The organism is Methylobacterium longum (genome assembly GCF_022179385.1).
GTDB lineage: Bacteria > Pseudomonadota > Alphaproteobacteria > Rhizobiales > Beijerinckiaceae > Methylobacterium > Methylobacterium longum.
Genome location: NZ_BPQS01000035.1, coordinates 40,894 through 52,650 on the forward strand (window position 1 = coordinate 40,894; position 11,757 = coordinate 52,650).

Annotated in this window: 11 protein-coding genes; 8 read left to right on the top strand and 3 right to left on the bottom strand. The window is 72.2% G+C overall.

Going from position 1 to position 11,757, the window contains the following annotated elements; genetic code table 11:
• Positions 1–4: 4 nt before the first annotated feature.
• Together MFF58_RS22880 and MFF58_RS22885 are read left to right on the top strand one after the other, a co-directional pair.
• A complete protein-coding gene (locus MFF58_RS22880; RefSeq protein WP_238291287.1) occupies positions 5–1,213 on the top strand; it encodes an HlyD family secretion protein in 1,209 nt (402 codons plus the stop codon).
• Positions 1,214–1,281: 68 nt separating this feature from the next.
• A complete protein-coding gene (locus MFF58_RS22885) occupies positions 1,282–2,841 on the top strand; it encodes a DHA2 family efflux MFS transporter permease subunit (RefSeq protein ID WP_238291300.1) in 1,560 nt (519 codons plus the stop codon).
• A 9-nt stretch (positions 2,842–2,850) separates the two neighbouring features.
• Here MFF58_RS22885 and MFF58_RS22890 read toward each other — a convergent pair whose 3' ends face one another.
• From MFF58_RS22890 to MFF58_RS22900, 3 genes are all read right to left on the bottom strand, one after another.
• Entirely contained in the window at positions 2,851–3,891 is a 1,041-nt protein-coding gene (locus MFF58_RS22890; protein WP_238291288.1) for an ABC transporter substrate-binding protein, read from the bottom strand.
• 637 nt (positions 3,892–4,528) lie between these two features.
• The gene (locus MFF58_RS22895) at positions 4,529–4,993 is read right to left on the bottom strand and encodes a GFA family protein (RefSeq protein WP_238291289.1); all 465 of its coding nucleotides are present in this window, start codon (positions 4,991–4,993) and stop codon (positions 4,529–4,531) included.
• Between the two features lie 218 nt (positions 4,994–5,211).
• Entirely contained in the window at positions 5,212–5,868 is a 657-nt protein-coding gene (locus MFF58_RS22900) for a TetR/AcrR family transcriptional regulator (protein WP_238291290.1), read from the bottom strand.
• A 104-nt stretch (positions 5,869–5,972) separates the two neighbouring features.
• On the opposite strand from MFF58_RS22900, the gene MFF58_RS22905 reads away from it, so the two are divergent.
• The 6 genes from MFF58_RS22905 (at position 5,973) to MFF58_RS22930 (ending at position 11,602) form a co-directional block, all read left to right on the top strand.
• On the top strand, positions 5,973–6,647 hold the full coding sequence (locus MFF58_RS22905) for a PspA/IM30 family protein (protein WP_238291291.1): 675 nt from the start codon (positions 5,973–5,975) through the stop codon (positions 6,645–6,647).
• A gap of 66 nt (positions 6,648–6,713) precedes the next feature.
• Positions 6,714–6,989, top strand: coding sequence for a YiaA/YiaB family inner membrane protein (locus tag MFF58_RS22910; protein ID WP_238291292.1), 276 nt, complete (start codon positions 6,714–6,716; stop codon positions 6,987–6,989).
• 187 nt (positions 6,990–7,176) lie between these two features.
• On the top strand, positions 7,177–8,124 hold the full coding sequence (locus tag MFF58_RS22915; protein WP_238291293.1) for a DHH family phosphoesterase: 948 nt from the start codon (positions 7,177–7,179) through the stop codon (positions 8,122–8,124).
• Between the two features lie 252 nt (positions 8,125–8,376).
• On the top strand, positions 8,377–9,411 hold the full coding sequence (locus MFF58_RS22920; RefSeq protein WP_238291295.1) for a TRAP transporter substrate-binding protein: 1,035 nt from the start codon (positions 8,377–8,379) through the stop codon (positions 9,409–9,411).
• A complete protein-coding gene (locus MFF58_RS22925; protein ID WP_238291296.1) occupies positions 9,411–11,066 on the top strand; it encodes an acyl-CoA synthetase in 1,656 nt (551 codons plus the stop codon). Before MFF58_RS22920 ends, MFF58_RS22925 begins: the two co-directional genes overlap by 1 nt.
• 371 nt (positions 11,067–11,437) lie before the next feature.
• Positions 11,438–11,602 carry a hypothetical protein gene (locus tag MFF58_RS22930; RefSeq protein WP_238291297.1) on the top strand — a complete coding sequence of 55 codons (165 nt, stop codon included), beginning with the start codon at positions 11,438–11,440 and terminating at the stop codon, positions 11,600–11,602.
• Positions 11,603–11,757: the final 155 nt, after the last annotated feature.

Sequence of the window (11,757 nt, forward strand, 5' to 3'; positions counted from 1 at the left end):
CCCGATGGACGCACGTCGCAGCGACCGCTTCAAGAGCGCCGAGCCGATCGCGGGCGGCGCAGCGCCATCCGGCGCACCGGCCGGTCCCGCGGCGAAGCCGCGTCGCGGCCGGGCGCGGATCGTCCTGCCCCTCGTCGGGCTCCTCGCGCTGGGGGGCGCCGGGAGCTACGGCTGGCACTGGTGGACGACCGGGCGCTTCCTCGAGACCACCGACGACGCCTACCTTCAGTCCGACAAGGTCACGGTGGCGCCGCGCATCGCCGGCATCGTCGCGGAGGTGCGGGTCGGCGACAACCAGCCCGTCAAGGCCGGCGACGTGATCGCCCGCCTCGACGACCGCTCCTACCGGGTCCAGCTCAAGCAGGCCGAGGCCGAGGTCGACAAGGACAGGGCGCAGGTGCTGGGCGTCGCCGCGGCGATCATCCAGCAGCAGGCGCAGGTCGCGTCGTCGAAGGCCGACCTCGCCAATGCCGAGGCCGCGCTGACCTTCTCGCAGCAGGAATACACCCGCTACCAGAACCTGCTGCAGACCGGCTCGGGCACGGTGCAGCGCCAGCAGCAGGCGGATGCCGACCTGCGCCAGCGCCACGCCGCCCGCGACAAGGCCGCCGCGTCGCTCGACGCCGCGCAGAAGCAGATCGACAGCCTGAAGGCGCTGGAGGCCAGCACCCGGGCGAGCCTCGCGGGGGCTTTGGCCAAGGTCGAGGGCGTGAGGCTCGACCTCAGCTACACCACCATCGTGGCGCCGATCGACGGGGTCGCCGGCGACCGGGCGCTCCGGATCGGGCAGGTCGTCTCCCCCGGCACCGGGCTCCTGACCCTGGTGCCCATGGGCCGCGACATCTACCTCGTGGCGAACTTCAAGGAGACCCAGACCGGGCACATGGTCGAGGGCGCGCGCGTCACCTTCACGGTGGACGCGCTTAGCGACCATGACTTCGAGGGCCGGATCGAGAGCTTCTCCCCGGGCACGGGGTCGCAATTCGCCCTGCTGCCGCCCGAGAACGCCACCGGCAACTTCACCAAGGTGGTGCAGCGCGTGCCCGTGCGCGTCGCCCTCGACCCGTCGGATCCGCTCGTCGCCCGCCTGCGCCCCGGCCTGTCCGCGGAGGCGACGGTCCACACCCGGGATCCGGTGGAGCCGGTCGATCCGGCCCGGCGCGGACCCAAGCCCGCCCCGGTGGCCCTCGTCAGCGAGGCCCTGCCCCGGTGAGCGCCGCGATGAACGCCCCGGTGGACGCCCCGCTGAACGCCGCCACGGGCCCCGTTCCGGCCGTGGCCATGCCCATTCCCGACGCGAAGGCGAGCGCCCGGGACTGGCTCGCCGTGTTCGGCGCGATCCTCGGCGCCTTCACGGCCATCCTCGACATCCAGATCACCAACGCGTCGCTCGCCGATATCCAGGGAGCGCTCGGCGCCTCCACCGAGGAGGGGAGCTGGATCTCCACCGCCTACCTGATGGCCGAGATCATCGTGATCCCGCTCACCGGCTGGCTGTCCTCGGTGATCGGCCTGCGCCGCTACCTCGCGGTGAACACGATCCTGTTCACCGCCTTCTCGCTCGCCTGCGCGCTGTCGACCACGCTCGCCCAGATGATCCTGTTCCGGGCCGGCCAGGGCTTCACCGGCGGCGTGCTGATCCCCACCGCCATCGTCATCGTGCGCACGCGGCTGCCGAAGAGCCAGCAGGCGATCGGCATCGCCATGTTCGGCCTCACCGCCACCTTCGCGCCCGCCATCGGCCCGACGGTCGGCGGCTGGCTCACCGACAACCTGTCCTGGCACTACATCTTCTACCTGAACCTGATCTTCGGTCCGATCGCGGCCGCGATCCAGCTCGGCGCCTTCGAGACGGTGCCCGCGCGCTGGGGCGAGCTGCTCAAGGGCGACTGGATCGGCATCGGCCTGATGGCGACCGGGCTGCCGGCCCTGACCTACGTGCTGGAGGAAGGCCAGCGCAAGGACTGGTTCGGCTCCCCCATCATCGTCCAGGCCAGCCTCCTGGCCGCGGCCGGCATCACGGGCTTCATCGTCCGCGAGTTGATGGCCGAGCGGCCGTTCATCAACCTGGGGGTGCTGGCCAACCGCTCGGTCGGCGGCGCCTGCGTGCTGATGACCGTGCTGGGCGCGGTCTCGTACGGGTCGATCTACATCATCCCGGTCTACTGCGCGCAGATCCAGGGCTACAACGCCCAGCAGATCGGCTACGTGGTGATGTGGTCGGGCCTGCCGCAGCTGCTGCTGTTCCCGATGATGCCGCTGATCATGCGCGCCGTGGACGCGCGGCTCCTCGTCGTCACCGGCACGCTGTTCTTCATCGCGAGCTGCTGGATCAATGTCGGCCTGACCCACGATGTCGGGGCCGACCAGCTGATCCTGCCGCAGATCCTGCGGGCCATCGGCCAGCCGCTGTTCACGATCCCGCTCTCGCAGCTCTCCACCGTGGGCCTCGGCCCGCGCGACACCGCCGACGCCTCGGCGTTGTCCAACATGATGCGCAACCTCGGCGGCTCGATCGGCATCGCGCTCCTGTCGACCATGATCGACCGGCGGGAGCACTTCCACTTCTCGATGCTGGCCGAGGCGATCACCGTCAACGCCACCCGCACCCAGGACCGGCTCGCGGCGCTCGCCGCCGGGATGCACGCCCGCATCGCCGACCCGCTCGCCGCCAAGGGGATCGCGCTCGGCCAGCTCGCCGCCCAGGTCCGCCGCGAGGCCACCGTGATGGCCTACGCGGACGGGTTCTGGCTGGTGGGGATGAGCCTCGTGGCGAGCCTCGCCGTGGTGGCGATCCTCAAGAAGCCCCAGCGCGCCGCCGGACCCGTGGAGGCGCACTGACCGACCGCCCTACTTCCCCGGCAGCCCGTGGACGAGGGGGAAGAACGTGTCCTTCCAGTCCTTGGGCTCGGCCTTGATGGTCTTCATCGCGTAGAAGTGCCGGGCCTGGAGCATGATGCCGTACGGCGTGGTGGAGAAGTTGGTCCCCGGCTCCTTCATGATCTCGACCAGGGTCTCGGGCGGGGTCTTCTCGTTGGTGGCCGCCACGTAGTCCTTGGCGGCCTGGAGCGGGTCCCGGGCGATCTCGGCATTGGCCTCGTCGATGGCGGCGACGATGGCGGCGGCGAGCTTGGGGTTGCGGTTGTACCAGCCGGTCCGGGCGTAGAAGATCGCGTTGCTCACCGGCTCGCCCACCATCTCGTAGGAGTTGAGGACCTTGTGGATCGCCGGGTCCTGCAGCTCGCGCTGCTGGAACGGCGGCAGCGAGAAGTGGCTGTTGACCTCGTTGTGCGGACTCGCGAGCGCCGCCACGGCGTCGGGATGGCCGAGCTGGACGGTCAGCGGGTCGAGCTTGGTCGCGCCCTCGGGCCCGAAGGCCTTCTTGGCGGCGATCTGGAGCAGCACCGCCTGCGAGGAGACCTTCACGGAGGGCAGCGCGATCTTGTCCTTGCCGGAGAAGTCGCTGAGCGTCTTCACGTCCGGGTTGCGGGTCAGCAGCAGCATCGGCGTCGAGCCGACGCCGCAGAGCCCCTTCACGTCGCCCCGCGTCCGGTCGTTCATCAGCAGCATGTTGGTGGAGCCGCTGTCGACGATGTCGATGTTGCCCGAGAGCAGCGCGTCGTTGCCGGCCGCGCCGCTCGTCAGGTTCAGCCACTCCACCGTGACGTCCCCGAGGCCCGCCGCCTTGGCGTGCTTCTCGATCAGCTTGTGCTGCTCGGCCAGCACCGCCGGGAGGTAGACGAAGCCCGGCTGCCGGCTGATCCGGACCTTGGCATCGTCGGCCCGGACGGGGGCGGCGAAGGCCAGACCGGCGAGCAGGAGGGCCGGCCCGGCCCGGAGGAGCCGAAGGCCGCCCCTCCGCAACGAACCCGTCCGCGACGTACGCACCATGAGGCTTCTCCCTGTGGCCCGGCGGTCTCCCTGGCGGGGCCGGGCTTTCGTCGGACCGGAAGTGGACAGGCTTGGGCCGGCGCGCGCAAGGCCTGCCGCCACGCCCCGCTAACGCAGAACCTGCCTTGTCCCGCGCCGTGCATCCCCGAGTGCCGGGCGCGGGTGAGGACCGGCATCGGGGCGAAGCGCCACGCCGTCACGGCCGCCGCGCTGGTCGGCATCGTCGCGGTCTCGGGATCGGGCTCGTCAGGCTGAAATTTTAGGTCGAGCAGGGTCGCGTGGCCGAGACCCGGGGCCTGACGGACGGGGCCTGCGGGGTCGCGGCCTGTTTCCCGGGCGAGGAGCGGGCCGGACGCCTGTCCCGGCCGAGGCCAGGCCGCCGCGATCCGGGCCCCGGACGACCCTGCGCTCCGACAGCCGGGAATGGTTCAGAGTAGACGACAGGCAGCCCCGCGTGGCGGCGCGGAGAGGCGCGGCCTCGCGGTCGGGGTCGCGGCCGTCCCGGAGGAGCAGAACGCGGCGATCCCCGAGATCCTGCGCGGGGCGCCGGCGCGGCCTCGGACCGGGTGCTGACGGCCGCGCGGCCTCGCGCACGGCTCGGAGGCGCTCGATCCGGCGGTCAAGACGGTCAAGGCGGTCAAGGCGGTCCTGGCGGCCGTGAAGGCGGCCGGAGCGGGTCCTGTCCCGCGCGGATGAAGCGGAGCGTGCCGGCGCGCCGGGCCGGCCGGCCGGTGTCGCTCGTGTGGTTGACCCCGTCCACGACCGGCACCTCGGGGAAGTCGAAGGGGCTTACCCCGTCGAGGCACGCCACGTTGACGGCGTACAGGTTCCGGTCCGAGCGGCGCTGATGATGCGTGTAGATCCCGCAGCGGGCGCAGAAGAAGTGCTCCGCCGACCGGGTGTGGAAGCGGTAGCGCGTCAGCGTCTCCGCGCCCTGCAGGATCGTGATCCCGCCCATCTCGGCCATGCCGACGACGGCGCCACGCATCCGGCAGAAGGAGCAGGTGCAGCGGCGGATCGAGTCGAAGCCGTCGCTGAGCGTGACCGCGAAGCGCACGGCGCCGCAATGGCACTGGCCGGTCCGGATGATCGCGTCGCCCACGCCGTACCCCGCGCATACCTTCCGCAGCCGGCCGACCCTAGTCCCGGGGTTCGAGCCGGACAATTTCCGATGTCTCACGCGTCGTGTCAGGAAATCTCACGCGGCGGCGCGCCGGGCGCGCCCCGCGCCACGGCTCCGGGCCGACATCGCGCGCTCGGGGCCTGCTCGGGGAACGCCCCGCGCTCCCTGCTCCGGACGGGACGTGTGGACCGCCGGCCTCACCGACCCCCTTGATGCGCCCCCGACCCCTCCCCGCCCGGGAAGCCTCGCACCGCGGCGCGCACCAGGGCGTCGATCATCGGGCGCACGTCGTCCACGCCGAGGGGCCCGAGGCTGCCGAGATCGGCCAGATAGGCCATGCCGTGGACGCTGGACCACAGCGCCCGGGCCATGACGGGGATCTCCGCCTCGGCGAGCCGGCCGCCGTCGCGCAGCACATCCTCCAGGATCCCGAACAGGACCGCGATGTCCGCCTGCACCGCGTCGGGCGCCGCCACCGTGCGCCGCTCGAAGATCGCCGCCCAGGCCGGGTGGTTCGCGGCCGCGAAGGCGAGATACGCGTCGGCCAGGCACAGGAGCCGGTCCGCCGTCCCGACCGCCGGGCAGGCGGCCAGCGCCGCCGCCAGGGCATCCCGCAGGCGGTGCATGGTGACCGCGCTGGCCTCCAGCCGCAGCAGCTCCAGGCTGTCGAACTGCGTGTAGACCGAGCCGACCGCGGTGCCCGCCCGCTCCGCGACAGCGCGGGCCGTCAGCGCCCCCGCGCCGCCCGCGTTCAGGATCGTCACCGCCGCGTCGATCAGAGCCCGCCGATCCGCGGCGCGGTCGGTCTGCCCCTTGCGCGGCCGGCCGCGCACTTTTTTCTGAACGCCGTTCATTTTAAGCCTTGCGGATGGGACCAGCCCATGATTAGTTGTTTCATGAACGGCGTTCAACAAAATCCGGACCGGGTCCGGAGCGCCCTTCCGCGAGGTGAGCCGTGATGCGAACCCTCTCCATCCTGATGCGGGGCGCGATCGCCGACAACGCCCAGGCGATCCACGACGCGAACGCCGTGACGATCCTGCGCCAGCAGATCCGCGACGCCGCGGGGGCGCTCGCCACCGCGCGCCGGGAACTCGCCGTGGCGCTCGCCTACCATGCCGCGGAGGCCCGGGCGCTCGACGCGATCACCGCCCGCGTCGACACCCTGTCGGACGGGGCCCGACGGGCCCTCAGGGACGGGCGCGACGATCTCGGGACCGAGGCGGCGAGCCTGATCGCGGCCCTGGAGGACGAGCGGGCCGACCGGCGGGAGGCCGCGGGCCGCTTCGCCGCCGAGACCGAGCGGCTCAAGCGCCTCGTGGCGCAGGGCACCGAGCGGCTGCGGGACCTCGACCGCGGGCTCCAGACCGCCCGCACCACCGAGGCGCTGCGGCGGGCCGGGCTGGAGGGCCGCCGGGTCACGACCCTGTCGGCCGGAGCATTCGCGGAGGCCGAACGCACGCTGGCGCGCCTGCGCGAGCGCCAGGCCGCGGAGGCGGACGTCGCCGACGCCCTGGCGGAGCTGGAGGCCGCCGCGGCCGCCGGGGTCGAGGCCGACCTCGACGCGGCCGGCTACGGCCGCCGCCGCACGGACCCCCGGGCGGTCCTCGACCGCCTCAGGGCGCAGGCCTGACCGCCCCGCCCTCACCCGCCCTCATCGCCCGCCTTCACACCCGCCTGCACGCGAGGAGCCCACGAGATGGTACCGCAGATGCCCCATACCGCCGCCTGGAAGACCTTCACGCTGGTCAGCTTCGCCGCCGCCGCCGCCATGCTGGCGATGGGAATCTTCTTCCTGCCCGCCGACATCTGGATCAAGGGCTACCTCGCCATGGCGGCGATCTTCCTGACCGGCACGACCTTCACGCTGGCCAAGACCCTGCGCGACGAGCACGAGGCGAGCCGGCTGATCAACAAGATCGAGGACGCCGCCGCCGAGCGGGTCCTGCGCGAGGCGGTGCCCGGACGGCTCTGAGGCCGGACCGCGGCTGGCGCGGAGAGGCTGTCGCCGCGCGGGGAGGACGACGGATCCTCCCCGCGCGGTCCGATCCGGCCGGCCGCGACATCGACTGTAAACCACGCCCGCGACGGATCGCGCGGCCGTAACCGGACCTTCAGCCTGCGCTGGGACAGTCCCGCATCCGTTTGAGCAGGGACCCGTGATGCCGAAGCAGAAATTCCGTCTGGTGACACGCAGCGACTTCGACGGTCTCGTCTGCGGCATGCTGCTGCGCGAACTCGACCTGATCGACGACATCAAGTTCGTCCATCCCAAGGACATGCAGGACGGCCTCGTGCCCGTCACGGACCGCGACATCATCACCAACCTGCCCTACGTGGCGGGCTGCCACCTCGCCTTCGACCACCATTCGAGCGAGACGACGCGCAATGCCGGGCGGGACCTGCCGAACCACATCATCGACCCGACGGCGCCCTCGGCGGCCCGGGTCGTCTATCGGCATTTCGGCGCCGCCTCCTTCCCGCGGGTCAGCGACGAACTCATGGCGGCGGTCGACAAGGCCGACGCCGCGCAGTTCACCCGCGCGGAGATCCTCGACCCGCAGGGATGGGTGCTGCTGAACTTCCTCATGGATTCGCGCACGGGGCTCGGCCGGTTCCGCGACTTCCGGATCTCGAACTACGAGCTGATGATGCAGCTCATCGAGCAGTGCCGCGACCACGGCATCGCGGAGGTCCTGGCCCTTCCGGACGTCCGGGAGCGCGTCGAGCTCTACGAGGCCCACCGGGAGCCCTTCGCGGCGCAGCTCCGCCGCTGCACGTCGGTGCACGGCAAGCTGGCCCTGATCGACCTGCGCGACGAGGCGGTCATCTACGCCGGAAACCGCTTCGCGGTTTACGCCCTGTTTCCCGACTGCGACGTCTCGGCCCACGTCATGTGGGGCCTGAAGCAGCAGAACACCGTCTTCGCCATCGGCAAGTCGATCCTGGATCGCGGCTCGCAGGTCGATGTCGGCGCCCTCTGCCTCGGCTACGGCGGCGGCGGTCACCGGGCGGCCGGGACCTGCCAGATTCCCAATGCCCGGGCCGAGGCCGTCAAGGCCGAGCTGATCGACGCCCTCTCGGGGGCGCCCCGGAAGGCCGCCGCCTGACCGGGCCGGGCGGGGAGGACGGCCCGGCGCCTCCGGGCGCCGGACCCTCCCGGCCGGTCGCGGGGGCGCGGCCGGGGCTTGGGCGCGGCGCCCGTTACGAAAGTCCCCCGATCCGATAGGGCCGCCCCCGGCGCCCCGTTGACTGCGCGTGGCCAGCGGCTAGAGGCCGTACCCTGCAGATCGAGTCCGCGCACGAACGACGCGGACCGGAGGAAACGTCGGGCCTGTCGTGCCCGCTCAGGAAAGGCCGCCATGCTTCTGTCCCGCTATGCCCTGTCCCGCCGGCGATTCCTGGCGACCGGCTCGACGGCGCTCCTCGCCGGCACCGTGGCGGCGCCGCACGTGGCCCGGGCGCAACGGGCGGACTTCACCTACAAGTACGCCAACAACCTGCCCGACACGCACCCGATGAACATCCGCGCCCGCGAGATGGCCGAGGCCCTGCGCACGGAGAGCGGCGGCCGGTTCGACCTCAAGATCTTCCCGACGAGCCAGCTCGGCTCCGACACCGACACGTTGAGCCAGCTCCGCTCGGGCAGCGTCGAGTTCTTCACGATGTCGCCGCTGATCCTCTCGACGCTGGTGCCGAACGCGTCGATCAACGGCATCGGCTACGCCTTCCCGAACTACGAGGCCGTCTGGCCGGCCATGGACGGCGAGCTCGGCGCCTGGGTCCGGCAGCAGATCGCCAAGGCCGGCCTCGTCGCCATGGAGAAGATCTGGGACAACGGCTACCGCCAGACCACCTCGTCGACCCGGCCGATCGCCACGCCCGACGACTTCAAGGGCTTCCGGATCCGCGTCCCGGTCTCGCCGCTCTGGACCTCGATGTTCAAGGCGTTCGACGCCGCCCCCGCCTCGATCAACCTGAACGAGACCTACTCGGCCCTGCAGACCAAGATCGTCGAGGGCCAGGAGAACCCGCTGGCGGTGATCTCCACGACCAAGTTCTACGAGGTGCAGAAATACTGCTCGCTCACCAACCACATGTGGGACGGCTACTGGTTCCTGGCGAACCGGCGCGCCTGGGAGCGCCTTCCGCCGGACCTGCGCACGATGGTGGCCCGCCACATCGACGCCGCCGGGCTGAAGGAGCGCGCGGACGTCGCCCAGCTCAACGCCAACCTGCAGGCGGACCTCTCGAAGAACGGCATGGTCTTCAACAAGCCCGACCCCGAACCCTTCCGCGAGAAGCTGCGCAAGGCCGGCTTCTACGCCGAGTGGAAGGGCCGGTACGGCGACGAGGGCTGGTCGCTGCTGGAGAAGGCCTGCGGGAAGCTCACCTGATGGGGACCGCGACGCCGCCGCGCGGCAGCGTCGCGCCGCGCGGCGGCGTCGCGCCGTGCTCCCGGCGGGTCATGAACCTCGCCCACTTCCTGCGCCGGTCCGCGCGCCGCTTCCCGGACGCGGTGGGCCTCGCCTGGGGGGCGCGGTCCTGGACCTGGGCGGAACTCGACGCCCGGGTCGACGCCGCGGCGGCGGCGCTCGCCGCCCGCGGCATCGCCAAGGGCGACCGCGTGCTGGTCCAGGCGCGCAACGGCAACCCGCTGTTCGAGTCGATGTTCGCCTGCTTCCGGATCGGCGCCGTCTGGGTGCCGACGAACTTCCGGCAGACGCCCGCGGAAGTGTCCTACCTCGCGCGCGCCAGCGGCGCCTCCGCGCTGATCTGCGACGCCGGCTTTCCGGACCACGCCGCCGCCGTGCGGGCGTCCTGCCCGGACCTCGGCCTCGTCGTCGAGATCGGCGGCCGGGCCTTCGGGACGGATTACGACGGCCTCGTCGCGGAGCACCTGAGCGAGGCCGCGCCCACCGCCGACGTGGAGCACGACGATCCGTGCTGGTTCTTCTTCACCTCGGGCACGACCGGGCGCCCGAAGGCGGCGGTCCTCACCCACGGCCAGATGGCCTTCGTGGTCACCAACCACCTCTGCGACCTGATGCCGGGCACCACCGAGGCCGACGCGTCCCTCGTCGTCGCGCCGCTCTCGCACGGCGCCGGCATCCACCAGTTGGCCCAGGTCGCGGCCGGCACGAAGACGGTGCTGACCGGCGGCGCCCGCCTGGACCCCGAGGAGGTCTGGGCGCTCGTGGAGCGCTGGCGCATCACCAACCTGTTCACCGTGCCCACCATCGTGAAGCTGCTGACCGAGCATCCGGCGGTCGCGGCCCACGACCATTCCAGCCTGCGGCACGTGATCTACGCGGGCGCCCCGATGTACCGGGCGGATCAGCAGCACGCGCTGCGGGTCCTGGGCCCGGTGCTGGTGCAGTATTTCGGGCTCGGCGAGGTGACCGGCAACATCACCGTGCTGCCGCCCCGCCTGCACGCGGCCGAGGACGGGCCCGACGTCAAGGTCGGCACCTGCGGGATCGAGCGCACCGGCATGCAGGTCCAGATCCAGGACGCGGCGGGGCGTGCGCTCCCGCCGGGCGAGACCGGCGAGATCTGCGTCTGCGGCCCGGCGGTGTTCGCCGGCTACTACGACAACCCGGAGGCCAACGCGGCGGCGTTCCGCGACGGCTGGTTCCGGACCGGCGACCTCGGCCATTGCGACGCGGAAGGCTTCCTGTTCATCACCGGCCGCGCCTCCGACATGTACATCTCCGGCGGCTCGAACGTGTACCCGCGCGAGATCGAGGAGAAGCTCCTGACGCATCCGGCGATCTCGGAGGCCGCGATCCTCGGCGTGCCGGACCCGGCCTGGGGCGAGGTCGGTGTGGCGGTCTGCGTCGCGCGGCCCGGGGCGCCGGTGGCGGAGGGCGAGCTGATCGCGTGGCTGTCGGCCGCGATCGCCCGCTACAAGCTGCCCCGGCGGGTGTTCTTCTGGGAGGCCCTGCCGAAATCCGGCTACGGCAAGGTGACGAAGCGCGCGATCCGCGAGGGCCTCGAGGCGCGGGGCGACCTACCCCTCGAGAACCCGGCCTCGACGCCGCGCGGCTAAGGCTTCGGCCCGACGCCATCCCGTCGTCGCGAGCGCGGTGACCGGGGCGCGCCGGCACGGCGTGGGGCGCCGGCCGGATCGCGTCGCGGTGCCCGCCCGGAGGCCGCCGCCGGCCCGCTGCCCGGGGACCGGGTGGCCGCTCGGGCGCATCGCACCCGCCGCACCGCACGCACCGCGTTTGCTGCGCCGCACCCGCGGCGACGGCCCCAATCCCGGCGTGGGGCACAAACCGGTTGCGGTACCCGACCCGCCTCATGACGTCGCTGCATGACAGCCCACGCGCGAAACCCCTCACGCGCCGAGGCCGGCAGGATCATATTGCGCTGCAGCAAGCCGGGCGACGCGCCCGGGCATGACCGGGATCGGGCTCCATGACCACCCTCGCGAACCTCGTCGGCTTCCGCTCCGACAGCGCCGCGCCGCTCCTCGCGCAGATCGCCGGCCGCCTCGGCGTCGCCGTGCGCCGCGCCGCCGCTGGGCGCTACGCCGAGCAGCGCGACCGGATCGTCCGCACCGGCGGCGCCGGCATGATCTGACCGCGCCCGGCACGCCCGTCCCGATCGATCGGCCTCAGAGGAAGCCGATCGAGAACCAGGGGACGAGGATGATGACGAGGAGCCCGACCAGCAGGGCCACGATGTAGCCGACGATCGGGCGCATCCCGGCATCGGGGTGGATCCGGCTGATGGCG